This is a genomic window from Ruegeria sp. CDSA021, assembly GCF_059612325.1.
Genome location: NZ_JBXWQJ010000008.1, coordinates 137291 through 162018, shown reverse-complemented (window position 1 = coordinate 162018; position 24728 = coordinate 137291). Strand labels below are relative to the sequence as shown.

The window sequence follows — 24728 nt, the reverse complement described above, 5'->3', positions numbered from 1 at the left end:
AGTCTAGCGTGCGCCGTAGTCGCGTAAAGACCTAGCCGTAGAGTTCTTGGGCCCGTGCCTCGAACGCGCGTACGATCCGCTGCATGGCTTCGTTGAACACGACGCCGATGATCCCCTGCAGGATCGCATTCTTGAACTCGAAATCCACATGGAACGAGATATTGCAGCCTCCATCCGGCGCGTCATCGAACTGCCAGTCGGATTTCATGTATTTGAACGGGCCATCCAGATATTCGGTATCGATCTTCTTCTGATCCGCGAACAGAGTCACCCGGCTGCCAAATCGTTCGCGGAACACTTTGAACGAGATCACCAGATCGGCCTCCATCACCTCGGCCTCACCTGCCACAAAGGTCTTGCGTATACGGGCCGCGGCGCACCAGGGCAAAAACTGGGGATAATTGGCCACGTCGGCAACCAGATCATACATTTGCTGGGCGGTGTATGGCAGGTGGCGGTTTTCCGAATGGATAGGCATGGCGTCCGGTATTTGCAGGTGACAATGGCGCGTCATGTCGTATGTTGCGCGCCAAAGATCAAGGGGGCTGCGATGACTGACCGCGCATATGTGATAGATGAGATGATCTCGGCCAAGGCCATCGCCGCCCGAATCGAGGAGTTGTGCCGCGAGATCACTGCAGAATTCGGTGGCACCGACAAGCTGGTGGTCGTTGGTCTGCTGCGCGGCAGCTTTGTGTTCATCGCAGATCTGGTACGCGAACTGGATCTTCCCATTGAAGTGGATTTCCTTGAAGCATCTTCGTACGGGGATGCGATGGAGAGCAGTAGAGAAGTACGTATTCTCAAAGACTTGCGCGGCGCTATTGAAGGGCGAGACGTGTTGGTTGTGGAAGATATTGTTGACACCGGCCACACGCTGAATCACGTCACCAAGCTGCTGCAAAGTCGCAAACCTTCGCGCCTGAAATCCATTGCACTGCTCGACAAACCCAGCCGCCGCGAGGTGGATTTCCGGTCAGACTGGATCGGATTCGAAATCCCGGACGAGTTTGTTGTGGGGTACGGCATCGACTACGCACAGCGAAACCGTAATTTGCCTTTTATTGGTAAGGTTCGATTTACTGGAAACTAGATGTGACTTCCCAGTACTACCTGGCCCATAAAATTCAAATACAAGATTATTTATAGACAGACTCGATTGCGCACCATTACCCTTCCTAACAACTTAGGAGGGTTATTGATGAAGCGTATTGTTGCGACAGCCGGTGTGGTTATGGCGATCGTGGCACTTGCAAGTTCGGGTGCCGCAAAGGACAATAAAGGCAAAGGGCAAGGTGCCAACAAAAACAAGGTAGAGAAATCTATCAAGTCAAACGGCAAAGCTGTTCCACCCGGTCAAATCAAAAGATACACGCGTGGCCAGAAGTTGCCGGATGATCTGAGTTTTGACTACATCGACGACCTCGACAACTGGAAGCTTAAGCCGTTGGGACCCGGTCAGCGCTATATCCGGGTAGATGATGAAGTTTTATCGATCTCAGATGACACGAAGACAGTCATAGAAGCTGTTGGAATTGTTGGTGATCTGGCCAATTGAATGGATCGACGCTAGTGCTCGTCTCGAAGAATAGCATCAATACCGTTAAGGAAAATCCCAGTCCCTACAGGTATCAACGCATCCGGGAAGTCGTAATCCGGATTGTGCAGTTGCGGATGATCCCGCCCTGATCCCAACCAGAACATGGCAGCTCTTGCGCTTTTGGCAAACTGTCCAAAATCCTCTGAAAACCGTTGCGGCTGATCGACCAGCCGGCATTCAATTCCCTGATCGAAACAGGATTGCCTCAGAATTGAGACGGTTTCCGGATGATTGACGCAGGCTTCGAACACTTCGTCATAGGTGATCTCTACCGTCAATCCTTCTGCCTGCGCTGTCTCGTGCACCATCGCTTCGGCATCAGTCATCAGTCGCGTCATCCGGCGATCCGAGACTGTGCGCAGCGTCACCCATAGCTCTGCCCGCCCAGGGGCAACACCTACAGTACGCTCACCCAAATTTGCATGCGTGACAGTGGTCAAGGCATAGTCATCATTCAACTCGCCGCCTGCCCCCAGTTCGGCCAAAGCGGGCATCAGTACCGACAAGGCACCTGCCGGTGAAACTCCATCCTGTGGGGCAGCCGCGTGTGACGTCTTACCCGTCAATAAAATCTGTATACCACGTGAGGCACAGTTTGCAGGTCCTGCACAGAGTTCAACCACACCAAGTTCCAACCCCGGTAGGTTATGGAGGGACAGCACGATATCTGGCGATATTTCAGAAAATTGTGGATCAGCCCTGAACGCGATGGCCCCATGGCCCGTCTCTTCTGCAGGTTGAAAGATCAGAACAACGCGGCCCTTTTTCGGTCGCTGTTCCTTCAGCGCTTCGGCTACGCCCAACACCATTGCCATGTGGCCATCATGACCGCAAAGGTGCCCTTTGCCTTTGATCTGAGACACGTATGGCAGGTCTGAAAGCTCCTGAATCGGCAGGCCGTCCAATTCGCAGCGAATACCCACTGCTGGGCCCGGCTTGCCACTTTCAAAAACCGCAACCACCCCGTGCCCGCCGACGCCCGTCAGAACACGATCTGCTCCGGTTTCGCGCAAAACATCAGCAATCCGCGCCGCAGTTTGCTCCTCCTGCCCCGAGAGTTCAGGGTTTTGGTGCAATTCGCGGCGCAGGCGGGTTAGCCGCGCGAACAGTTCTGGTGTCACGCTTGTTGCAACTTTGCTTGCCGGGCGGCTCTCAGCCGCGCGAAATCGTCACCGGCGTGGTAAGACGATCGGGTCAGAGGCGTCGCTGATACCATCAGAAAACCCTTGCCATAGGCCGCCTTTTCATAAGAGGCGAACTCTTCCGGTGTGACGAAACGATCCACACCATGATGCTTCGGACTCGGTTGCAGGTACTGCCCGATGGTCAAGAAATCGATATCCGCCGCGCGCATATCGTCCATCACCTGACGCACCTGCTGTTCCTCTTCGCCCAATCCGACCATGATGCCGGATTTGGTGAAGATCGACGGATCAAGCTCCTTCACCCGCTGCAACAGTCGCAGTGAATGGAAATAGCGCGCACCTGGTCGTACCTCGGGGTACAGACCTGGCACGGTTTCCAGATTATGGTTGAACACATCCGGTTTCGCCTGAACCACGACCTCCAGCACGTCCTCGTCACATTTCAAAAAGTCCGGGGTCAGAATTTCGATCGTGGTTTTAGGGGATCGATGACGCACTGCGCGAATAGTCTGCGCAAAGTGCTCGGCACCGCCGTCATTCAGATCGTCCCGGTCCACCGAAGTGATCACCACATGGTTCAGACCAAGCTTCTCAACCGCGTGTGCCACACGACCAGGCTCAAACGCATCAAGGTCGTCTGGGCGACCGGTTGCAATGTTGCAGAAGGTACAGCCGCGCGTACAAATCTCGCCCATGATCATCATGGTGGCGTGACCCTGGCTCCAACATTCGCCGACGTTGGGGCAACCAGCTTCTTCGCAGACAGTCACCAGATTGTTGTCGCGCATGATCCGCCGCGTATCCGCATAGCCTTTTCCACCGGGTGCCTTGACCCGGATCCAGTTTGGTTTCTTGGGCTGTGCGTTATCCGGACGATGAGCTTTTTCCGGATGGCGCTGTTCGGGGATCTTCAGATCTCGCACGTTGGTTTTCCTGACTTTGGGTCAACTCTTGTTACTCATAACATAGACAGAAGCGCAGCGTTACACCAGCGACGCATAGCCGCTATGCAACGTCACTGTGCTGACGCAGAATAGTACAATAAGAGATCTGAGTTTGCGGATTAAATTCAATGCGCAACACGACAATGCTATTATTCGCGCATGCGGCATTTCCTCAATTGAATGCGATTTAGAACTGTTTTAATTCACGACAAAATCACATGTGAATCACAGGAGCTTGAACATGAAATCCGGCGCGAAACTGCCTGACGTGACCTTTCACACCCGTGTCCGCGACGACTCTGTCGAAGGACCAAACCCTTTCCGCTGGGAAGACAAGACAACAGCCGACTATTTCGCCGGCAAGCGCGTAGTCCTTTTCTCGCTGCCGGGTGCATTCACTCCAACCTGCTCGACCTACCAATTGCCCGGTTTTGAAAATGGGTATGCCGATTTCACCGCCAAGGGGATCGACGCAATCTATTGCATGTCTGTCAACGACAGTTTCGTGATGAACAAATGGGCACAGGATCAGGGCCTGAAAAACGTCGATGTCATCCCAGACGGATCGGCGGAATTCACCCGAAAAATGGGCATGCTGGTCGACAAGGACAATCTGGGTTTCGGGATGCGTTCATGGCGTTACGCCGCCATCGTCAATGATGGTGTTGTCGAGGCGTGGTTCGAAGAGCCCGGCCTGATGGATAACTGCCCCGAAGATCCCTATGGCGTGTCTTCGCCCGAAAACCTGATGAAGCATCTGCAAGCGTCGGCAGAGCCGGAAATGGCCTGATCAACAGCCAAAAACACAAAAAAGGCCCGCTTCGCGCGGGCCTTTTTTTGTTTCTGGCGTCACTCAACCAATCATGCGGTCGCGGTCGGCTTGTTCTTTATAGTGCTGTTTGAGCCTTTGCAAAGCGATGCGCAGGACAATCTTGCCAGATCGGGCTGACCACCCCATACGCTTTTCTGCCAGCTCCAGCCCCTCAAGATAACAGCAGCAGCGCAGCGCAACATCACTCAGCCCCGGTCCCAGATCTGAAAGCGCGCGCGCCACCCTATCCCTTGCATCAGAAAACCCCTTGCCCCCATGCGATTCACTGTCATAGGCACCCCGCCCTCCGGCAGTCAGAAAACGATCCCAGTTCTGCGATACCTGCGGGCCGATCTGCGCCAGCTCAAAGTCTTCGCGCAGACGTTCACCGGCTTTGACGAGTGTTTCATCCAGAAACGGCTTGCCATCCCGGTCGCGGCGGCGGGACAAGGCGATCAAAGGGCTTTCCGCCGCACTGTAGCGAATGCGACTGACACCCGAGGCAAGCCCGGCAGACGACTTTGCCTGAAACGTGTTTTGTGCCTCCGCGAAGCCTGGATCCGTCTCTGACCGAGCCTTGTTTGCCGCTTGTGCAATCAAGTGGCTAAGTGCAGTTCTTCCTGCCGTAGATATCCGATAGCGCGAGATTCGTCCCGGGTTGTCGCAGCTGATCCAGTCTTTCAAGGCCAAGGCTTGGGCAATCTTGCAATCAACAACAGCTGTTCTGGTCGCAGCGCTATTGCCTGTATCGCGAACGACAACGGCCTTGTCCATTTCCTCAGCCACCGCAAGCACGGATCCGGTTTCGCTCAGACGACGCAGAATCCGAAGAGCTTCGCGTTCAAATTCCTCTTCCTTGGCAGTCTCATCGAACGTTTCCAAAGAACTGCGGACGTCGCCCAGTGTCGAAAAATGCGTTTCAGCCAAAGATTGCAGGGCGGCATCCACCAACGGATCGTCGCGACGCATTTCGATGCGCCGAATTTGCCTGAGGATCGTTGACGCATGGCATCCTGCTGACCGAGCGATATCGCGTATCGATCGGCCGGTTTCGGTATGAGCAAGGTATCTTTGCCCCCCCTCTGGAACCCACGCCGGAATGGAGAAAGCCATGTTGTTTTCCATAATTATTTGCCCTCATCGACAAAACAAACTGCCACTTTTCGCCCTCGGATTGCGGGTTAACCAAATCTAACTAGAGGTCCATTCGTTACTCGTTCGTTAACCACACAAGGCAAGAACCAGATTTGATTCAAAAAGATAAACAGTCGTGAAACCATCGTTCGGAGAGACTCTGGCACAGGCAACACCCGCTTAGGTTGTGCAACAAAGTCCACACGTTTCTTCAAGAAAAGGGATACACAACATGCAGGACCTGATGACGATGATCACAACCCTTCGCCGCCCTCGTATGCTGGCGCGGGCGGCAAAATTTGGGGCGCGGGATTACAATCGGGACCGTCATCTACAACGCATTATGGGATACGGTTCGCTGCCCAGTTCAGGTCCTGCGCTGCTGCGATTGATGGAGATGGAAAAAGAGGTAAATGAACAGCGAAAAGAAGATGATGCCGCATATTCACTGGTGCGGCATCTGGATTTGCTTATTGCGCTGTTGGGTGAGGCGCAGCTGTATCAGGCCAGCCGCGCCTCGATTTTTCAATAATCAGGCGAACGCGTCCGGCATGGAGGCCTTCTTTTCGGTGATATAGGCTTCCAGCGCCGCAGCAATGTCGGGATCCATCTGCGGTTGCTGATAGTTGGCCAGCAAATGCTCGACCCGTGTGGTGGCCAAAGCCCGCGTATCACGCGCACCTTCTTCCTGCCAGGTTTCATACGGCTTGTAATCCAGCACTTCGGATTTCCAGAACGATTCCTTGAAGTTGGCCTGCGTGTGCGAACATCCGAGATAATGCCCGCCGGGTCCGACTTCGCGGATCGCATCCATGGCCTGTGCATTCTCGTCATACGCCACGCCTTTGGCCAACCCGTGCAGAACACCAAGCTGATCAGCATCCATGACGAATTTCTCGAAATCGGCGACCAAACCGCCCTCCAGCCAGCCGCAGGAGTGCAACATGAAGTTCACACCGGACATCAGACCCATGTTCAGCGAGTTTGCGGTCTCATAAGCCGCCTGCGCGTCCGGCAGTTTCGAACCGCAGAACGATCCCGACGAACGGAACGGCAGGTTCAGGCGACGCGCCAACTGGCCAGCCCCATAAGTAATATGCGAAGCTTCAGGCGTGCCAAATGTCGGCGCGCCCGAATTCATATCAATGGATGTCACCATGGCCCCGAAGATTGCCGGTGCGCCCGGGCGAATGATCTGGCTATAGGCGACACCTGCCAGAACCTCGGCCAGAACCTGTGTCAAAGTCCCGGTGACGGACACCGGCGACATCGCACCACCAACAATAAAGGGTGAGATGATACACGCCTGATTGTTGCGCGCATAGACTTCCAGCGAGCCCATCATCACATCGTCGAACGTCATCGGCGAGTTGATGTTGGTCAGTGAGGTCATCACCGTGTTTTCCTGAACGAACTCCTTCCCGAACAGGATTTCGCACATCTCGACCGAATCCTGCGCCCGGCTGGGATCAGTGACCGAGCCCATGAAGGGCTTGTCTGACAGCGTCATATGCGCCTTCAGCATGTCCAGATGGCGTTTGTTCACCGGAATGTCGGTCGGTTCGCAGATCGTACCGCCCGAATGGTGCAACCACTTGGACATGTAGGCCAGTTTCACGAACTTGTTGAAATCGTCCATGGTCGCATACCGGCGGCCACCTTGCGCATCGCGCACAAACGGAGGTCCGTAGACGGGTGCCAAAACCATGTTGCGGCCACCGATGACCACCGATTTCTCGGGGTTGCGGGCGTGCTGAGTAAATTCGCTGGGGGCGGTTTTGATCAACTCACGCGCAAGGCCACGCGGGATACGGACACGTTCACCATCAATATCCGCACCGGCATCACGCCAGCGCTCCAGCGCGGCGGGGTTGTCAACGAAGTTGACGCCGATTTCTTCCAACACGGTTTCCGCGTTGTTTTCAATGATCTCAAGTGCCTCTTCGTTGAGAACCTCGAAATTCGGAATGTTCCGTTCAATGTATTTCGCGGTCTCGATACGAACTGCGGTACGCTCGGCACGGCGGGCGGCGCCACCGCCACCTCTCGCCCTGCGCCGGGTGTTTGCCTCTGCCATGAGAAAATCCCGTCTGGTTGTTTAGGTTGAAGCTTGTGATACAGCTTTACCAGATCACAAGCATCGGGATTGCGGCGCTCTGGGGGGAAAAGCGACATTGGCACCCTGCTGCGCGGTAAACACCCCCAAAGCGGCTCAGGCTTCCGAAACACTATCCCACTCGATGCTTTCGATACTCGGCTCCAGCATAAGCGGCGCAACCACCTTGTGCTGAAGTTCCTCGTGGTGGTCTTCCATCGAAACCAGAACTGCAATTGTTTGCGAACCGTCCGCACTGTCTCCTTTTTCGAACCCAACAATTCGAATGTCATTTTGGGCCAACGCCTTCAGAACCGCGACACGCGCATCGGCCTGCGTTTCTTCCTTGCATTGCAGCAGGATCTTGAACTCTTGCGTCAACGGAACCCCGGCACGCGTTGTACGTTTGAGCCATTTCACCAGTGGCCTGAGACCCAGATTCACAAAAATGACAAAGCCCGTCATCATCAAGGCGAACAACCAAGCCCCCGTCCCCGCCATCATTCCGACCGCTGCCGAACACCACAAGGTTGCGGCCGTATTCAACCCGTGGATTGTGAAACCGTGACGAAAAATGATTCCAGCCCCCAAAAACCCGATGCCGGACACTACCTGTGCCGCCACACGAGTTGGGCTGACTTCGTCAGGAAACAACGCAGAGAACACAACAAAGGCCGCAGCACTCAAAGCCACCAACGCATTTGTTCGCAAGCCTGCCATCCTCTGTCGGACTTGCCGCTCGGACCCGATCAGCGCCCCGCAAAACAACGCCAGCGCCAGATTCAACGCAGCAACTTCTATGGAAATCGGCAATTCATATTCCTTATCCAGACGAATCCAGGCTTGGATTCCATCGGGTTGTCATATTTTTGTTACAAAACTTTTACAATTGGCTTTTTCTTGAGACCTGAAAATCCCAAGGAATTGGATGTCGCCCTTGCGAAATGACCGGGCTTGCCCTAAGGCGCAGGCATGACCCAGACATCCCACGACCGCCTTCTGATCATCGACTTCGGCAGCCAGGTGACGCAGCTTATTGCCCGCCGCCTGCGCGAGCTGAATGTCTATTGCGAAATCCACCCTTACCAGAATGTCACGATGGACTTCGTGCGGGAAATGGCCCCGCGCGCCGTGATCTTCTCGGGTGGTCCCGACAGCGTGACACGCGAAGGGTCGCCCCGTGTGCCGCAAGAGATTTTCGACTTAGGCGTACCAATTCTGGGCATCTGCTATGGCCAGCAAGTGATGATGCATCAACTGGGCGGCAAGGTCGAAAGCGGCCATGGCACCGCCGAGTTCGGACGCGCCTTTGTCACCCCTGAAAGCACTTTGGATATTCTGGACGGCTGGTTCACCGATGGGGATGAGCAGGTCTGGATGAGCCACGGCGATCACGTCAGTGAAATCGCACCCGGGTTCGAAGTGTTCGGCACTTCTCCGAACGCGCCTTTTGCCATCACGGCAGATGCATCGCGGCACTTTTATGCGGTGCAATTCCACCCAGAGGTCCACCACACGCCCAAAGGCGCAAAGCTGTACGAGAACTTCGTCAAGCTGGCGGGCTTCAAAGGCGACTGGACCATGGGTGCCTATCGCGAAGAGATGATCCGCAAGATCCGCGAACAGGTTGGCGACAAAAAGGTCATCTGCGGCCTGTCCGGCGGCGTCGACAGCTCGGTCGCGGCGATCCTGATTCACGAAGCCATCGGGGATCAGCTGACATGCGTCTTTGTGGACCACGGGTTGCTGCGCAAGAACGAGGCCGAAGAGGTCGTGGGCATGTTCCGCGACAACTACAACATTCAACTGATCCATGCGGATGAAACTGAGCTTTTCCTGGGCGAACTCGAAGGTCAGAGCGACCCTGAAACCAAGCGCAAGATCATCGGCAAGCTGTTCATCGACGTGTTCCAGAAACATGCCGATACCATCGATGGGGCCGAATTCCTGGCGCAGGGCACGCTGTATCCTGATGTGATCGAGTCGGTGTCGTTTTCGGGCGGTCCGTCCGTTACCATCAAGTCACACCACAATGTGGGCGGCCTTCCGGAAAAGATGGGCCTGAAACTGGTCGAGCCGCTGCGTGAGCTGTTCAAGGACGAGGTCCGCGCATTGGGCCGCGAACTTGGCCTGCCGCAGAGTTTTATCGGCCGCCACCCCTTCCCCGGGCCGGGTCTGGCAATCCGCTGCCCCGGCGAGATCACCCGCAAAAAGCTGGAGATTCTACGCGAAGCTGATGCCATCTATATCGACCAGATTCGCAGGCATGGCTTGTATGACGAAATCTGGCAGGCGTTTGTCGCCATCCTGCCTGTCCGCACCGTGGGCGTCATGGGTGACGGTCGCACCTATGACTATGCCTGTGCGCTGCGGGCTGTCACCTCAGTCGACGGTATGACTGCTGATTACTATCCGTTCAGCCACGAGTTCCTGGGCGAAACCGCCACGCGGATCATCAACGAGGTCAAGGGCATCAACCGGTGCACCTATGACATCACATCGAAACCACCCGGGACGATCGAGTGGGAATGATAGGCGAACTCAGCGCAGAGGTAAGCGTTTGAACGCACAAAGCGTTGTGTGCGTTCAAACCGGTTCCACGGAAATTCTCTGATACGAACTTGCATCTGTTCACTCATCGGCGTTTGAATGGCTGGATAAATTCAGCCGTCTTTTCTAATGCTTGGCTTTGCACTCATTCGCATGTTTAGCCTCGCGACCAAAACTGGGTGCATATAAATGAGCCATGGGCAGGGACACGTCCTAAAGGCAGCACTTTGGATGACCGGTGCCATCGCCTCGTTCACATCGATGGCCGTCGCCGGGCGCGAGTTGAGCGTGACGCACGACACGTTTGAGATCATGATGTACCGCAGCATCGTTGGCTTCTGTGTTGTTGTGGGTGTTCTGACCATCACAGGCAAATGGGCGCAGGTTTCAACGGAACGTCTGGGGCTGCACGCCTTACGAAATACGTTGCATTTTGCTGGGCAAAACCTGTGGTTCTATGCGGTTGCAGTCGCCCCTTTGGCACAAGTTTTTGCGCTGGAATTTACGCAACCTCTATGGGTGATCCTGCTGTCGCCTCTGTTTCTGAAAGAACGCCTGACCAGCCTGAAGATCATGGCCGCGCTGATCGGGTTTGCAGGCGTTCTGATCGTCACCCGCCCGGGTTCGGTCCCGCTCAGCCCCGGCCTTGTCACCGCTGCGATGGCCGCGATTTTCTTCGCATTTACAATGATCACCACGAAAAAGCTCACACGCTTTGCAAGCATTGGGTGCATCGTTTTCTGGCTGACCGCCATGCAGGCGGTTTTGGGGGCGGTGGCGGCCGGGTATGACGGGCAAATTGCATTGCCGAACGCAAGCACCGCCCCCTATCTAATTCTTGTTGGGCTGGCCGGATTGCTGGCCCATTTCTGCATCACCAATGCCTTGGCCATTGCCCCGGCAACCGTCGTGGTCCCGTTCGACTTTGCCCGCCTTCCCACAATCGCGGTCGTTGGGCTGATCCTGTACCACGAGCCCATTGATCAATGGGTTCTGATCGGCGCCGCAGTCATCTTTTCCGGGATCTTCCTGAATATCTGGTCTGAAAACCGTAGCGGTTCGGCAACAGTTTGAAACAGGTGTCACGACAAGTAACGCTCCGTCACCAGTTGACCTTAAAGTAACCAAATAGAAAGTATCGTGCAGGATACAACGGGCAGGCGATCACGAAAGTCAAACTTAACGCCATGAAACCCGCGTATGACCTACAGGGAGGACAAAATGAAAAAAACACTACTCACTACCTGCGCGCTGTGCGTTGGGGCTGCAGCAGCCCATGCAGGTGGTCTTGATCGAAGCGGGCAAGGCATCAATCTGATTTTCGAAGAAGGCTCTGCCGTGCAGTTTCGTCTGGGTTACACCAACCCAAGTGTGACCGGCACCATGCCTGCGCTTGCTGGTCCGAATATCGGTCAACCTCAAGACTCGGGCGAAGTGGCCAACGACTTTTTCACACCGCATTTGGGTTTCAAAACGTCACTGACCGAACAACTTGATTTCGCCATCATGTATGATCAGCCCTTTGGCGCTGACATCCAGTATGCAAACACCTATCCCCTTTCGATCAACCCAATTCCAGGTGGTCGGACAGACACTCTGCGGGCAAAGGCGGATACGGATGCCATCACGGCATTGCTGCGCTACAAGTTTGATGGTGGTTTCAGTGCAATTGGTGGTATTCGCGCACAGCGTGTGAAGGCGTCTGTCACTGTGCCTCTTGCCGCAGGTTACCAAGTTGACTCGAATGCTGACACTGCATTCGGCTACGTTGTTGGTGTCGCATGGGAAAAGCCCGAGATCGCGGCACGCGTCTCACTGACCTACAATTCGAAGATCAGCCACGATCTTTCGCAAACGGAATCTCTGAACCCTCCGCCGATCCCGCCGATCCCTCCGGGAACTGTGGCCACGTTCAATACAAACAGTGAAATCGAGACTCCGCAGTCGATCAACCTGGATTTCCAGACAGGCGTCGCGCCCAAAACTCTGGTGTTCGGTTCTATCCGTTGGGTCGACTGGACGCAGCTTGTCTACAACCCACCAAACTATCCGCCGACCAGCAACCTGGTTGATTATGACGAAGCCACTTTCACCTACTCGCTGGGTTTGGGGTATCAGTTCTCGGAAGAGTTTTCTGGTGCTGTAACACTGGGCTACGAGTCATCCCAAGGTACCCCGGTTTCGAACCTCGGTCCGACAGACGGGTTCTGGAGTATCGGTCTGGGTGGCACCTACTCGCTTGAGAACGCCAAGATTTCCGGTGGTGTGCGTTACACAGATATCGGAGACGCAACGGCAGACGGCGCCTTTGGGCAAACTGCCACCTTCTCAGGCAACAGCGCCTGGAGTGTTGGTTTCCAGATCACCTACGCTCTGAACTGATCGTAGCTTCTAAACGACATGCCAAAGCCCCGCTCAACCAGCGGGGCTTTTTCGCAAGAACCGGGTCGCAGTTTCAGTTTTTGGATGAGACAGTGACGCCATGAATGCACAAAAACGTCTATCACCCCGTGCCTGGGCTGAATTGCTTCTGCTTGGCATCATCTGGGGTGCGTCCTTTGTCTCGATAAGAATCGCACTGGATACGATTCCAGTCATGACATCTGTGCTGCATCGCACTTTCTGGGCCATGCTTGTGCTTTGGCTCATCGTCTGGCTCCAGGGGCACCAAGTGCCGCGTGCGCCCAAGGTTTGGGGGGCATTTCTGATCATGGGGCTGCTCAACAACGTGATCCCCTTCAGTCTGATGGCCTGGGGGCAGCTGTACATCGACACCGGCCTGACCGCGATCCTGAACGCTGCCACCGCCGTGTTTGGCGTGCTGGTTGCAGCATTGCTTTTTCACGATGAGCGCCTGACAAAACCCCGATTGCTTGGCGTATGTCTTGGTTTTACCGGCGTCACAGTTGCCATCGGCGTGCAAAATTTCGCAGGGTTCAGCCTGCAAAGCACAGCGCAGCTTGCCGTTCTGGCTGGAACAGTTTCCTACGCTTTCGCAGCCGCATGGGCGCGGTATGCGTTGTCCGACCTTCCACCCATCGTTGCCGCTGCGGGCATGTTGACCGGGTCGACCTTTCTGGTCCTGCCTCTGACACTAATGATCGACGGTTGGCCAACTCTTGCGTTGCCTGCAATCACCTGGGCCGCCATTGGCTATTACGCTATTGTGGCAACAGCCGGGGCATATCTGCTGTATTATCGCGTCTTGGCTATGGCGGGCAGCGGCAACCTGATGCTGGTGACTTTGGTGATTCCCCCGGTTGCCATCGTTCTGGGGGCAGTGTTGCGCGGTGAAACCCTCGCTCCCAATGCCTATTTCGGCTTTGCCATTCTTGCCACGGGTCTATTCGTTCTCAATCGCTCTGCCCGTCGCGATTGACGCCGCCCGTTGCCCGATTTAGCAAAGGCAAAAAGGGACAGCTCACCATGATCTATACCGCTGCCGAAGACTGGCGCACCGCCCGCCGCAAGAAAGTGCTGTTCTTTGGCATGTCAGGTCTGGGCAAGACATATGTGTCGAACATCCTGAGGGATTCGGGGAACTGGTTCCACTATTCGATCGATTACCGGATCGGCACGCGTTACATGGGTGAATACATCACCGACAACGCCAAAGCCGAGGCTATGAAGGTTCCGTTTCTGCGCGACTTGTTGTTGTCGGATTCGATCTATATCGGCTCAAATATATCATTCGCAAACCTGACCCCGGTTGCCGCCTATCTGGGCAAACCCGGCAACCCGGCTCTTGGTGGGTTGGAAATGCCCGAATACCGTCGCAGACAGGAACAGTTCCGCCTGGCCGAGATCCACGCCCTTTTGGACACCGAGTACTTTGTCGACCGCGCAGAGCGTTTGTATGAGTACCCGCACTTTATCTGTGATACGGGTGGTTCGATCTGCGAATGGGTCGACCCGGAGGATCCCAAAGATCAGATCCTGTCGGAACTATCCCGTCAAACCCTGATGATCTGGCTGAAGGGGGATGAGGGTCATACTGCCGAATTGGTGCGACGGTTCGATAAAGCGCCCAAACCAATGTCTTACCAGGCAGAATTTCTGACCCGCGCCTGGGCGGAATACCTGGATCAAAAAGGGTGCGCCGAATCGGATGTGAACCCCGATGATTTTGTCCGCTGGACCTATGCACAGGCTCTGGCGCACCGTCAGCCGCGCTATGAGGCGATGGCCGAAAACTGGGGCGTGACGATTGCAGCAGATGACATCGGCAAGATCCGCGACGCAGCTGATTTCGATGAGTTGATCGAACGCACCCTTGAGACCAAACGCAAGAACGCCTAACTAGCAGTTTTCCTTACTCTCTTCGAAGTCTGACACATGCCCATAAAAATCCCATCAGATCTTCCTGCTTTTGACGTCCTGACCAAAGAGGGCGTCATGGTCATGGACGAAGATCAGGCCATGCGTCAGGACATCCGTCCTTTGCGCATCGGAATGCTGAATCTGATGCCCAAGAAAATCCAGACGGAAAACCAATTCGCCCGCCTGATTGGTGCGACCCCACTGCAGATCGACCTATCCCTAATCCGCATGACGGAACACCGCACCAAAAACACTGCGGCCGAGCACATGTCTGAGTTCTACCACCCCTTTCAGGAGGTCAAGGACCAGAAATTTGACGGTCTGATCATTACAGGCGCACCGATCGAGCATCTGGAATTTGGCGACGTCACCTATTGGGACGAGATCAGCGAGATCTTCGAGTGGACCCAGACGAATGTTCATTCGACCTTTGGCGTCTGCTGGGGCGGAATGGCGATGATCAACCATTTCCACGGCGTGCGCAAACACATGCTGGATGCAAAAGCCTTTGGCTGTTTCCGCCACCGCAATCTGAACCCGGCCTCACCGTTTTTACGCGGATTCTCGGATGACTGCGTGATCCCGGTCAGTCGATGGACAGAGATGAAACAAAATGAAATCGACGGTGCCCCCGGTTTGAACACTCTATTGGGCAGCGACGACGTCGGGCCCTGCCTGGTCGAAGATCCCGACCACCGCGCGCTCTATATCTTCAACCATTTCGAATATGACAGCGATACGCTGAAGCAGGAGTATGACCGGGATGTTGCCAATGGCGCGCCGATCAACGTGCCTATCAACTATTACCCGGATGATGATCCTTCACGGACGCCGCAGAACCGGTGGCGCAGCCATGCGCACCTGCTGTATGGTAACTGGATCAACGAGATCTATCAGTCCACACCTTTTGATATGAGCAAAATTGGCAAGTAAAGCGTTGATATCCATTGGCCTTATCGTTCTGGGCCTGGCCGTGCTGACCGCTTGGCGCAGCGCCAGGAACGAGGCGATGGCAGAGGCAGCCTTTCCGCCCGAAGGTCAGATTCTTGATGTTGATGGCATCGCCGTACACACCGTTGTCATGGGAGAAGGCCCAGATGTCGTTCTGATCCACGGATCCAGCGGGAATGCACGTGACATGACCTTTGCCCTGGCCCCCATTCTGGCACAGAACTTTCGGGTTATCGTGTTTGACCGTCCCGGCTTGGGCTATTCGGAAAGCTTCAACCCCGACGGTGAAACCATCATCGAACAGGCGGATATTCTGCAACGTGCAGCGGCTCAGCTTGGGGCCGAAAAGCCCATCGTAGCAGGCCAGAGTTACGGTGGCTCGGTCTCGCTCGCGTGGGCTGTCACGCGGCCCGAAAGCATCTCGGCCCTGGTTTTGATCGCCCCCGCAGCCATCCCGTGGAAAACACCATTGGATGGGTTTAACCGGCTGGCCTCAACCACCGCAGGCAATGCGCTGGCCCTGCCACTGATCAGCTCGTTCGTACCCAACTGGTATGTCACGCAAGCGCTGGACAAAGTGTTTGCGCCACAAACTGCGCCCAAGGGTTACGCCGAACACTTCGGTCCCGGGCTGACGATCCGGCAGGGATCGATGCACGCAAACGCCAAGCAACGCGCCAACCTGTTGGATGAAATCACCCACCTACAGCCCAGATATGGCGAGATTTCCGTACCGACGGAAATCATTCACGGAACCGCTGACGACACGGTTGGTCTTGAATGGCATTCAGAACGCCTGATCGACCAGATCCCCGGGGCTGAACTTGTTGAATTGCCTGGGATCGGTCACATGCCACAGGTGGTTGCCGCCCCCGAAGTTGCCGCCGCGATAGATCGGGCAGCACAGCGCGCGGGTTTGCGTTAGTCCGGGCTCTAATCCATAGTAAGATATGGATTTTATCGCGAGGTGACATATGGCCCGGTCCGAAAAAGGTTCAATCGAGAGATATTATCAAAAGGACGCCCCCAAGGCGGTGCAGGAAGAGATCAAGAAATCGGGAAAAGGGGATATTCTGAACACCTCTTACCCCTATCGCGAAAAAATGAAGTCCAAGGACTATGACGCTCAGATGGAGCTGCTCCAGATCGAGCTGGTCAAGATGCAGTCCTGGGTGAAGGAGACTGGCCAACGGGTGGCTATCATCTTTGAAGGCCGCGATGCTGCCGGAAAAGGCGGCACTATCAAGCGGTTCCGCGAAAACCTGAACCCGCGCGGCGCGCGCAACGTTGCGCTTGCCAAGCCTTCGGACGCCGAACGCAGCCAATGGTACTTTCAACGCTATGTCGCCCACCTGCCCACCGCTGGGGAAATCGTGTTTTTTGACCGTAGCTGGTACAACCGGGGTGTTGTCGAGAACGTATTCGGCTTTTGTACTCAGGAAGAACGTGAGCGTTTTTTCCGCCAAGTTCTGCCGCTGGAAATGGGTCTGGTGAATGACGGCATTCAACTTTTCAAATTCTGGCTCAATGTCGGGCGTGCTGAACAACTGAACCGCTTTTTGGCGCGTGAAACGGACCCGCTCAAACAGTGGAAGCTCAGCCCGATTGATGTGGCGGGGTTAAACAAGTGGGATGAGTACACACAGTCGATCTCGGAAACGCTGACCAGATCGCACACTGATGCGTGTCCCTGGACGATTGTGCGCTCGGACGACAAGAAACGCGCGCGTCTTGCTGCCATCCGAACGGTGCTGCACGCGTTGGACTATGGTGAGAAAGACAAAAAGAGCATTGGCAAAATTGACCCGAAGATTTGCGGTGGCCCGGATATTTGGGATGCATAACCCCGTGTTTCATCGCAGTCGTGTGGCTACAAAGGTTGGACGGTCGCGCATGTTTGCTCTATCTCGTTGTTTTTTCAACACTGCATCAAGACAGCTGAGGCCGGGATGACGAAACGCGGGTATCACCATGGGAACCTGAAACAGGCTTTGGTCGAGGCCGCTTTGTCTCTGATCGAAGAAAAGGGTCCGACCGGTTTCACACTGTCCGAGGCCGCCAAAACCGCCGGAGTGACGCCCGCCGCCGTGTATCGCCATTTTCAGGGGCGCGAGGATCTGATTGCCGAAGCCGCACGGCAAGGGTTCGAGATGTTCGCGGACCTGATGCAATATGCCTATGACAAGGGGCAACCCTCGGCCCTGGCTGCTTTTGAAGCAACCGGACGCGCCTATCTGGCCTTTGCCCGCAAGAACCCCGGCCATTACATCGCTATGTTCGAAAGTGGGATTTCGTTAAACCGAACGACCGAGCTTTCGCTGGCGGCAAATCGCGCCAAATCGGTTCTTGAAAAAGCGGCGGCGGATCTGTCCCAACATATCCCGCCAGAAAAACGGCCGCCCGCCTCTATGTTCAGTGCTCATATCTGGGCGATGAGCCACGGTGTCGTTGAACTGTTCGCCCGCAACACCGGCGCAACTTCACCTTTCCCTCCTGAAGAATTGTTGGAAAGCGGGATTGGCATTTACCTGCGCGGCCTGGGTCTCATTCCGCAAGACGACTGAAACGGGTCAGAGCGACCGGCTGCCCTGTGGCATACTCAGGCCCGAGGTCACATTGATCAGGTCCATCTCGCCCATACCCTTGATTTCGACTGCCCCAAGATCCGAAACTTGAAATTCGTCGATCAGGGCGTACTTCATCTCTTCCGGGGCCACGATGTTCATGGGGTTGGCAAAGACCTGCAAGCGGGAAGCAATATTCACAGCCGGACCAAAAACGTCATAGACATATTTCTGAATACCGACGACCGATCCGACCGCAGCCCCCATCCCCAGACCGATCCGAGCCTGCCATTTATGCGGATGGCTTTCGTTCCGACGCTCCAGATAACGCAGGAACCGCACGGCGCAATGCGCCACGGCGGTGGCGTGATCCGGGGTCGGGTCTGGCATACCAGACACCGCCAGGTAGGCGTCGCCAATTGTCTTGATCCGCTCGCAACCGAATTGCTCGACGATGCGGTCAAAGGCCGTGAATATATCGTTCAGCTCACTCAGGGTCACGGTCGGGTCGGTTTTGGCGGCAAAATCCGTGAACCCGACAAAATCCAGCATCACCACCGAAACTTGCTGATATAGCTGAGGCGTCACGACGCCGAACGTCTTGAACTCTTCATAGACGGCCCGCGGCATCAGGTTCAGCAACAGGCGCTCGACCCTCTCCTTTTCACGCTCAAGCTCTCGGGTGTTGCGTTCGACCATGGTGGAATAGCTGTCGATCATGCTTTCCAACTCGCGAATGCGCGTGATGTTCTGACATTCGACAATCAGCACCTGATCAGACAAACCATTAGCCAACGAAACTGCCACCGCAAAGATCAACGTCCGGCGCTTTGGCTTGATCTGAAGCTCGACAGAGTACCTCAGGCCCGATTGTTTGACATCTTCCAGCTCTTTGGGGTCGAGACTTGGTAGGATATCTTTGAGTGTATTGCCCTCTTCCGGGGTCCCGAACCATTCTGCGAAGGGTCCGTTGTGGAACACAAACTCCAGATCCGAGGCGCGGACCACTGCGACACCAACACCGATCGCCCGCAACAATTGCTCATTGATTGCCAAAATGCTCATGCCGCAGTCCGGACGACGATGATGGACCGTTTTCCTTCGATTGCTGCCAGTGCTGTTTTGACGTCACCGTCCGACATGCCATGGGCGCTCAACGCTTCACCGAACAATTCGGCCATAACGTCAAATTCATCGTGTGAGATGTTCAGATGTCGGTGAACGGCTTCGATCCTGTCGTCGTTGAATGAAGCAGGCCCTCCGATCAAAGAGGATACAAACTTCGTCTGATGGTCAATCAAACGGGGCATATCGATGTCTTCAAAGTAATGGCCGATTTCATCAGACTCCAATGCCATTTCATAGAAAGTCATCACGACACGGCTGATCGTTTTGAAGCCGCCATACTTTTCATAAAGTGTCTGTGTCACACGAGTACCCGCGCGTTACTGATCAATAACACTGCAAGTCTATATCAAATTGACATTATTGTTAATGTTTATGATTTGCGTTGTTTGACCCGTGGGAAAACAGTGTTGTTTTGAAGGGCTGCGGCCCTGGGTCTATGCGCGTTTGAAATTTCAGAGTGTTAGCAAAGATTAAGAAACAGGCATTCCCGCCTTGCTTTTACAGTCGACCTGCCCGCCCCGTTTTCAACGCTGGTTCCGCCGTGCGACATAAGCAAATCAACCCGACCAATATCTTGGCGGGGCCAGCTTTCACCATGTCAGGGAAAATTAGTGGCGGAGAGACAGGGATTCGAACCCTGGAGACGGTTTCCCGCCTACACACTTTCCAGGCGTGCGCCTTCGACCACTCGGCCACCTCTCCGTGCCGGCGATATTTGGACCAATGTCATTGGATTTGCAAGGCCTCAATTCGGCGAAATCCGTAGAATAATTCAAATAACTCCGGTCAACAATTTTCAACGAAAATCACCGAATGCATTCCACTGACTAAGACCTCAGACCTCATCACCTGCGTCAGGGTCTAAATCCGTTTCGGTCAGGTCCACCGGTTTCTTTGCGGTCTCACGCTGCTGGGCATCCAAGGGTTCAGAATCGACCTGCCCTGACTCGCCGGAGGTTTGGAGAGCTTCAGGATTACGCAACCAGATGTCACGCTGAGCAAAGGGAATCTCGATGCCTGCCTCTGAGAACCTGCGGTTGATCTCATGGTTCATGTCAGATTTCACTGACAGAACCCAGTTTACGTCTCGCAGGATTGCACGGATTTCGAAGTCCAGGGAATCCGCACCAAACCCCTGAAACACCACACTGGGCGCAGGGTTCGCCAGGACCATCGGGTGACTGTTGGCAATCTCGCCCAAGATAGTTTCGACCAGCCGCGTATCAGTCCCATAGGCGACACCCACCGGCACAATCACACGGCCAATCGTGTTGCCGCGTGTATAGTTGGTGACAACCCCGCTGATCAGGTCCGAGTTCGGAACGATCACATCGGTCCTGTCAAAGGTCTCGATCCGGGTCGAGCGGACCGAGATGTCGCGCACATACCCCATCATACCGTTCACATCGATCCAGTCCCCTTTGGAAATGGGGCGTTCCACCAAAAGGATGATGCCAGATACGAAGTTGGACACGATGGTTTGCAGACCAAAGCCGATACCGACCGACAAGGCACCTGCGACAATCGCAAGCGACGACAAGTCAAACCCGGCCACCATGATTGCCACAAGAGCAGCGAGAAAAATGCCGACATACCCCGAACCTGCGACGATCGCGTTTTGCCCACCTGGGTCAATGCTGGTCTTCGGCAATAGCGAGTTGCGCAATCCGCTTTGCAGCAACCGTGTCAGCGCGTAACCGATTGCGAAGACAGCAACAAAGGTCAGGAAGTTGGTTGGTGAGATCGTGACACCACCGATGTCGAAACCAAGCAGCAAGCGCGACCACGCTTCAAGCAGATCGGTTTCGCGCGCACCCCAGTAAATCGCCAGAATAGGCAGCGCCACGATGGCCATTGCAAAACCGACGAGCACCGCAAAAAGAGACTCCCGCGCTGCATCCCCCTGCCCGGTAATCCACCCGTAAATCTGGCTGATGAATCTTTGCAGGATGACCAACGCCCCGATGAGCACCAGAGTCTTCACTGTGGGAAACACGACTGCTTCGGCCGCATTGGTGTACCCGAAGATCGCTAAAACAGGAGACGCAATCCCTAACAGGAACAATGCCCGGCGCAAGAATTCAACCAATTGGCTGAAGCCTGCAGCGCGAGTTGATGCAGCTTGATCCGGCGGACCGTCAGTTGTTCGGATCTGGCGTATCCGCAGCAACAACAAAGCTGTTGCGATAATGACCGGGAAACTGACAACGGCCCGGGTCGCGTCCGAGATGTTCTCGATCCGTTCGAACAGCAGTGCCATTTCGTGCAAAATCAGCATCAGGGCGAGCAGATCGATATACAGGCGCAGTTCCGTTATTTTTGCAGCAGACAGCCGTTTGAACCCCTGCGACGCGCCCATCACATATACCTGACGACCGATCCAGTCGTAGAATAAGATTATCCCTGCCCAATACGGAATGTTCTGCAGCAGCAGGCTTCCCCTCAAACCGGTAACGCCCGTAAGGCTAATCGCAGTAACTGCGGCCAAAACTCCAACCCAAGGCAACAGAATGCGCAAAAGCGAAATGACAAAAGACCAAACTCCAGTCCCGGATCCGCCCCACAGCCTGAGGAAATCACCCCCCTTTTCGGACCACCGTTTGCCAAAGATCAGCAGTACGGCTGAAATGGCCAGCAGTATGAAGATCGCCAGTCCGCGATCACGGATTTGCTCGCGTACAACATCTGAACGAAAGTTGGTGATCGTTTCATTTACCAGGCTCTGGACTGCTTCTTTTACATCCACCCATGCCGGACCCCAATACGCGGGGTTTATCGGTGACGGACCCTGTTCAAAGAATTCCTTCGTCTGCCGTGCACGAAGGATCTGATCTATTTCGCTGATCAGCCCGTTGGCGCGGCTGTACGCCTCTTCCGATATGATGCGGGGCACACGCAGACTGTTGAGCTGCTTTTCAAGATGTGCGCGTAGCTTGGCGATATCTTCAGGCTCGGTCGCGTCCCCTTCGGGTTTGGGACCAAGAGCCTTGATTTGACTTTCCAACGTTGAGATACGTTCGGTATTGGCGCCTCTTGCTCGGTTAAAGTCATCTCTGTAACCGTTTATTTCCGAACGCAAATTTTCCAGGGCCGCATCAGAGGCCCGATTTGCCTCGATCACGGATTCAGCGCGGTCCGCTGTTTTCAGCCAGTCCTGATAGTACTCACTTTGCCGGTCTGTCAGCTGCGCATCCGCGCCGCTTGCAAACCCGACGAGACACAGGAAAAGAAGGGTCAGAAACAGGCGGACCTGCGCCAGCATTATACGTCCTCGAACACGCCGGGAATGCTGCGTGGTGCCTCGGTCATCCAATCCGGAACCGGAAGTTCTTTTTCACGCAGGAAGTCCGGGTTGAACAGTTTCGACTGATACCGAGTTCCATAGTCGCACAAGATCGTCACGATGGTATGGCCCGGCCCCATCTCCTTGGCCAGACGGACGGCACCGGCCAAGTTGATTGCCGTCGAACCACCCATGACCAGCCCCTCTTCGCGTAGCAGATCAAAGATATACGGCAATGCCTCGTTGTCGGTGATCTGATAGGTGTGATCCGGAGCGAACCCTTCAAGGTTCTTGGTGATCCGCACCTGCCCGATACCTTCGGCAATCGATCCGCCTTCCATCGCGATTTCGCCAGTGGTGTAATAGGAGTACAGGCCAGCGCCCATCGGATCGGCCAGACCGATTTTAACACCCTTGGGCTGCAGTGCTTCGGCAACCCCAGCCAACGTACCACCGGACCCGACTGCACAGATAAATCCGTCGACCTTGCCGCCTGTCTGTTCCCAGATTTCGGGACCCGTGGTTTCCACATGGGCCTGACGATTCGCCACATTGTCGAACTGATTGGCCCAGATCGCGCCATTGGGTTCCGTTTTGGCCAGTTCCTCGGCAAGACGGCGGGAATAGTGCACAAAGTTATTGGGGTTGCGATACGGGGCCGCGGGCACCTGCACCAATTGGGCGCCGGCCAGCCTCAGCATATCCTTTTTCTCTTCCGATTGGGTTTCCGGGATCACGATCACCGTTTTGAACCCCATCGACGCGCCCACCAGTGCCAGGCCGATACCGGTGTTTCCGGCCGTACCTTCAACGATGGTTCCACCGGGTTTCAGATCCCCCCGCGCAATAGCATCACGGATGATGAAAAGGGCTGCACGGTCTTTCACGGACTGACCGGGATTCATGAATTCGGCTTTGCCAAGAATTTCGCAGCCGGTCTCTTCACTGATGCGGCGCAGCCGGATCAACGGTGTTTTCCCTACTGCGTCAGCAAGATCTCGTGCAATGCGCATGATGGCCCCTTGTCGTTTGGTATCCCCGAAGATTTACAGCCGCACCGCCGCGACCACAAGCGCGATAGTCACGCACGCAATCGATCCCGGTGGCGCGCCAGCCAATAGGCCAGAGCGACCAGTTGCACATCCTTGAAAAGATGGCGATCGGTCATGTCGATGAACTGATCAAACGGCAAAATCTGACTGCGGATGTCTTCTCCTTCGGTGTCGAGACCGCCGTTTGTGGTTGTGTGGGTCAAATCCCCCAATCCTACGTAGAGATACATGAACCCCGAGGACGACCCGCTTGAGGAATAAGCACCGCTTACATATTCCAGCCGGTCAAATTGCACCCCGGCCTCTTCCATAGCTTCGCGATGGGCCGCCTGCTCGGGCGTTTCGCCCGGATCGATCATGCCGGCCACTGCCTCCCACAGCCAGGGCTCGGGGTCGTCGATCAAAAAGGCTGGCGGTCTGAATTGTTCAACCAAAAGAACAGTGTCGCGTATGGGGTCGTAAGGCAGAACGGATACGGCACTGCCCTGCATCAGGCCGGACCGATGCAAGATCGGTCCCATGGAGCCGTCATGCTGACGGTGCTGAAGGTCGATCTCTTCCATCCCGAAATAGTTGACATAAGCCCGCTCATGCCGATGCACGATTACGTCTTTGCCTGTATCCCTTGGATCGCCTGTACGCCGTTTCCGAGCCAGAATCTTGGCCCAGGCCCGAGTTTGAAACGGACGGACGTTACCCAGCATGGTCTGAGCGTCAACCTTGCCGTAATACGCCATCTCTTCTTCCGCAGCCAACGCCGTGATCTCGCCCAATTTGTCCGCCCAAGCCTGCAAGGACCACAGACCCGTCGGCTGCCAGGTACCGGGGGCGGGAAAGAAAACCTGTGCTTGTGCCTCTGATCCGTCTTGCAGAACGATTGCCATCGGAGACAGATCATAGTCAAACGCCCCCTCGTAAAAGGCCAAGCGGGCCAAATCCTCGGGTGATAAGCCCTGAACGAACACACCTTGCGCATTGCTTCCCCGAGAGGACTGGATCATCGGAAAGTCCTGCCCGTGCACCGCGTGAACGGCATGATCAGGAAGACTGGCAGGTTGAACGGAAATCTCTTGCACAGGGCGGCCCAGAACGCGTTCCAGCAACGGCAGATACCGCAGCGTTCCATAGAAGAACAAATCAGGCAATTTCAA

24 protein-coding genes and 1 tRNA gene are annotated in these 24728 nt (G+C 55.2%); 13 read left to right on the top strand and 12 right to left on the bottom strand.

What is annotated here, in order from left to right:
- Positions 1-31: 31 nt before the first annotated feature.
- Complete coding sequence (locus tag AC2FLD_RS12875) at positions 32-478, bottom strand: type II toxin-antitoxin system RatA family toxin (RefSeq protein WP_496673062.1); 447 nt, start codon at positions 476-478, stop codon at positions 32-34.
- 72 nt (positions 479-550) lie between these two features.
- Between AC2FLD_RS12875 and hpt the strand changes: the two genes are divergently transcribed.
- The gene (gene hpt, locus AC2FLD_RS12870; RefSeq protein WP_496673008.1) at positions 551-1093 is read left to right on the top strand and encodes a hypoxanthine phosphoribosyltransferase; all 543 of its coding nucleotides are present in this window, start codon (positions 551-553) and stop codon (positions 1091-1093) included.
- A gap of 108 nt (positions 1094-1201) precedes the next feature.
- Positions 1202-1558 (top strand): hypothetical protein, encoded by a 357-nt coding sequence (locus AC2FLD_RS12865; protein WP_496673009.1) that lies wholly within the window; start codon positions 1202-1204, stop codon positions 1556-1558.
- An 11-nt stretch (positions 1559-1569) separates the two neighbouring features.
- Here the strand turns inward: AC2FLD_RS12865 and AC2FLD_RS12860 are convergent, their stop codons facing one another.
- Positions 1570-2721, bottom strand: a complete 1152-nt coding sequence (locus AC2FLD_RS12860) for an amidohydrolase (RefSeq protein WP_496673011.1) — start codon at positions 2719-2721, stop codon at positions 1570-1572.
- Positions 2718-3668 (bottom strand): lipoyl synthase, encoded by a 951-nt coding sequence (gene lipA, locus AC2FLD_RS12855; protein WP_496673013.1) that lies wholly within the window; start codon positions 3666-3668, stop codon positions 2718-2720. The genes AC2FLD_RS12860 and lipA overlap by 4 nt, the downstream gene beginning before the upstream one ends.
- Before the next feature lie 262 nt (positions 3669-3930).
- Here lipA and AC2FLD_RS12850 point away from each other — a divergent pair, with 262 nt between their 5' ends.
- Positions 3931-4479 (top strand): peroxiredoxin, encoded by a 549-nt coding sequence (locus tag AC2FLD_RS12850; RefSeq protein WP_496673016.1) that lies wholly within the window; start codon positions 3931-3933, stop codon positions 4477-4479.
- A gap of 63 nt (positions 4480-4542) precedes the next feature.
- Here the strand turns inward: AC2FLD_RS12850 and AC2FLD_RS12845 are convergent, their stop codons facing one another.
- Complete coding sequence (locus AC2FLD_RS12845; protein WP_496673017.1) at positions 4543-5625, bottom strand: DUF6456 domain-containing protein; 1083 nt, start codon at positions 5623-5625, stop codon at positions 4543-4545.
- A 241-nt stretch (positions 5626-5866) separates the two neighbouring features.
- Here AC2FLD_RS12845 and AC2FLD_RS12840 point away from each other — a divergent pair, with 241 nt between their 5' ends.
- Entirely contained in the window at positions 5867-6166 is a 300-nt protein-coding gene (locus tag AC2FLD_RS12840; protein WP_496673020.1) for a DUF6477 family protein, read from the top strand.
- Here the strand turns inward: AC2FLD_RS12840 and AC2FLD_RS12835 are convergent, their stop codons facing one another.
- Together AC2FLD_RS12835 and AC2FLD_RS12830 are read right to left on the bottom strand one after the other, a co-directional pair.
- Positions 6167-7711: a trimethylamine methyltransferase family protein gene (locus AC2FLD_RS12835; RefSeq protein ID WP_496673023.1), complete on the bottom strand. Its 1545-nt coding sequence runs from the start codon at positions 7709-7711 to the stop codon at positions 6167-6169.
- A gap of 135 nt (positions 7712-7846) precedes the next feature.
- Positions 7847-8542, bottom strand: a complete 696-nt coding sequence (locus tag AC2FLD_RS12830; RefSeq protein ID WP_496673026.1) for an MgtC/SapB family protein — start codon at positions 8540-8542, stop codon at positions 7847-7849.
- 159 nt (positions 8543-8701) lie between these two features.
- Here AC2FLD_RS12830 and guaA point away from each other — a divergent pair, with 159 nt between their 5' ends.
- From guaA to AC2FLD_RS12785, 9 genes are all read left to right on the top strand, one after another.
- Entirely contained in the window at positions 8702-10261 is a 1560-nt protein-coding gene (guaA, locus tag AC2FLD_RS12825; protein WP_496673029.1) for a glutamine-hydrolyzing GMP synthase, read from the top strand.
- Between the two features lie 207 nt (positions 10262-10468).
- Positions 10469-11353 (top strand): DMT family transporter, encoded by an 885-nt coding sequence (locus tag AC2FLD_RS12820; protein WP_496673030.1) that lies wholly within the window; start codon positions 10469-10471, stop codon positions 11351-11353.
- A 147-nt stretch (positions 11354-11500) separates the two neighbouring features.
- Entirely contained in the window at positions 11501-12661 is a 1161-nt protein-coding gene (locus tag AC2FLD_RS12815; RefSeq protein ID WP_496673033.1) for an OmpP1/FadL family transporter, read from the top strand.
- A gap of 100 nt (positions 12662-12761) precedes the next feature.
- Positions 12762-13658, top strand: a complete 897-nt coding sequence (locus AC2FLD_RS12810; RefSeq protein ID WP_050603536.1) for a DMT family transporter — start codon at positions 12762-12764, stop codon at positions 13656-13658.
- 47 nt (positions 13659-13705) lie between these two features.
- Positions 13706-14578 carry an ATPase gene (locus AC2FLD_RS12805; RefSeq protein WP_496673036.1) on the top strand — a complete coding sequence of 291 codons (873 nt, stop codon included), beginning with the start codon at positions 13706-13708 and terminating at the stop codon, positions 14576-14578.
- Between the two features lie 36 nt (positions 14579-14614).
- On the top strand, positions 14615-15532 hold the full coding sequence (gene metA / locus AC2FLD_RS12800; RefSeq protein ID WP_050603538.1) for a homoserine O-acetyltransferase MetA: 918 nt from the start codon (positions 14615-14617) through the stop codon (positions 15530-15532).
- Positions 15522-16475 carry an alpha/beta fold hydrolase gene (locus AC2FLD_RS12795; RefSeq protein WP_496673039.1) on the top strand — a complete coding sequence of 318 codons (954 nt, stop codon included), beginning with the start codon at positions 15522-15524 and terminating at the stop codon, positions 16473-16475. The genes metA and AC2FLD_RS12795 overlap by 11 nt, the downstream gene beginning before the upstream one ends.
- Before the next feature lie 49 nt (positions 16476-16524).
- Positions 16525-17394 (top strand): polyphosphate kinase 2, encoded by an 870-nt coding sequence (ppk2, locus tag AC2FLD_RS12790; RefSeq protein WP_496673042.1) that lies wholly within the window; start codon positions 16525-16527, stop codon positions 17392-17394.
- 105 nt (positions 17395-17499) lie between these two features.
- Positions 17500-18114, top strand: a complete 615-nt coding sequence (locus AC2FLD_RS12785) for a TetR/AcrR family transcriptional regulator (protein ID WP_496673045.1) — start codon at positions 17500-17502, stop codon at positions 18112-18114.
- A gap of 6 nt (positions 18115-18120) precedes the next feature.
- Here the strand turns inward: AC2FLD_RS12785 and AC2FLD_RS12780 are convergent, their stop codons facing one another.
- The 6 genes from AC2FLD_RS12780 to AC2FLD_RS12755 form a co-directional block, all read right to left on the bottom strand.
- On the bottom strand, positions 18121-19179 hold the full coding sequence (locus tag AC2FLD_RS12780; protein ID WP_496673048.1) for an adenylate/guanylate cyclase domain-containing protein: 1059 nt from the start codon (positions 19177-19179) through the stop codon (positions 18121-18123).
- Complete coding sequence (locus AC2FLD_RS12775) at positions 19176-19544, bottom strand: group I truncated hemoglobin (protein ID WP_083445232.1); 369 nt, start codon at positions 19542-19544, stop codon at positions 19176-19178. The genes AC2FLD_RS12780 and AC2FLD_RS12775 overlap by 4 nt, the downstream gene beginning before the upstream one ends.
- Before the next feature lie 310 nt (positions 19545-19854).
- A tRNA-Ser gene (locus AC2FLD_RS12770) sits at positions 19855-19944 on the bottom strand.
- Positions 19945-20077: 133 nt separating this feature from the next.
- On the bottom strand, positions 20078-22504 hold the full coding sequence (locus AC2FLD_RS12765) for a DUF3772 domain-containing protein (protein WP_496673051.1): 2427 nt from the start codon (positions 22502-22504) through the stop codon (positions 20078-20080).
- Entirely contained in the window at positions 22504-23538 is a 1035-nt protein-coding gene (locus tag AC2FLD_RS12760; RefSeq protein ID WP_496726614.1) for a cysteine synthase A, read from the bottom strand. Before AC2FLD_RS12760 ends, AC2FLD_RS12765 begins: the two co-directional genes overlap by 1 nt.
- 68 nt (positions 23539-23606) lie before the next feature.
- Entirely contained in the window at positions 23607-24722 is a 1116-nt protein-coding gene (locus tag AC2FLD_RS12755) for an NUDIX domain-containing protein (protein WP_496672489.1), read from the bottom strand.
- Positions 24723-24728 lie beyond the last annotated feature (6 nt).

Coding starts and splice junctions, on each gene's coding strand:
- AC2FLD_RS12875 (WP_496673062.1), bottom strand. CDS start 478: ATGCCTATCCATTCGGAAAACCGCCACCTGCCATACACCGCCCAGCAA.
- hpt (WP_496673008.1), top strand. CDS start 551: ATGACTGACCGCGCATATGTGATAGATGAGATGATCTCGGCCAAGGCC.
- AC2FLD_RS12865 (WP_496673009.1), top strand. CDS start 1,202: ATGAAGCGTATTGTTGCGACAGCCGGTGTGGTTATGGCGATCGTGGCA.
- AC2FLD_RS12850 (WP_496673016.1), top strand. CDS start 3,931: ATGAAATCCGGCGCGAAACTGCCTGACGTGACCTTTCACACCCGTGTC.
- AC2FLD_RS12845 (WP_496673017.1), bottom strand. CDS start 5,625: ATGGAAAACAACATGGCTTTCTCCATTCCGGCGTGGGTTCCAGAGGGG.
- AC2FLD_RS12840 (WP_496673020.1), top strand. CDS start 5,867: ATGCAGGACCTGATGACGATGATCACAACCCTTCGCCGCCCTCGTATG.
- AC2FLD_RS12835 (WP_496673023.1), bottom strand. CDS start 7,711: ATGGCAGAGGCAAACACCCGGCGCAGGGCGAGAGGTGGCGGTGGCGCC.
- guaA (WP_496673029.1), top strand. CDS start 8,702: ATGACCCAGACATCCCACGACCGCCTTCTGATCATCGACTTCGGCAGC.
- AC2FLD_RS12820 (WP_496673030.1), top strand. CDS start 10,469: ATGAGCCATGGGCAGGGACACGTCCTAAAGGCAGCACTTTGGATGACC.
- AC2FLD_RS12815 (WP_496673033.1), top strand. CDS start 11,501: ATGAAAAAAACACTACTCACTACCTGCGCGCTGTGCGTTGGGGCTGCA.
- AC2FLD_RS12810 (WP_050603536.1), top strand. CDS start 12,762: ATGAATGCACAAAAACGTCTATCACCCCGTGCCTGGGCTGAATTGCTT.
- AC2FLD_RS12805 (WP_496673036.1), top strand. CDS start 13,706: ATGATCTATACCGCTGCCGAAGACTGGCGCACCGCCCGCCGCAAGAAA.
- metA (WP_050603538.1), top strand. CDS start 14,615: ATGCCCATAAAAATCCCATCAGATCTTCCTGCTTTTGACGTCCTGACC.
- ppk2 (WP_496673042.1), top strand. CDS start 16,525: ATGGCCCGGTCCGAAAAAGGTTCAATCGAGAGATATTATCAAAAGGAC.
- AC2FLD_RS12785 (WP_496673045.1), top strand. CDS start 17,500: ATGACGAAACGCGGGTATCACCATGGGAACCTGAAACAGGCTTTGGTC.
- AC2FLD_RS12780 (WP_496673048.1), bottom strand. CDS start 19,179: ATGAGCATTTTGGCAATCAATGAGCAATTGTTGCGGGCGATCGGTGTT.
- AC2FLD_RS12765 (WP_496673051.1), bottom strand. CDS start 22,504: ATGCTGGCGCAGGTCCGCCTGTTTCTGACCCTTCTTTTCCTGTGTCTC.
- AC2FLD_RS12760 (WP_496726614.1), bottom strand. CDS start 23,538: ATGCGCATTGCACGAGATCTTGCTGACGCAGTAGGGAAAACACCGTTG.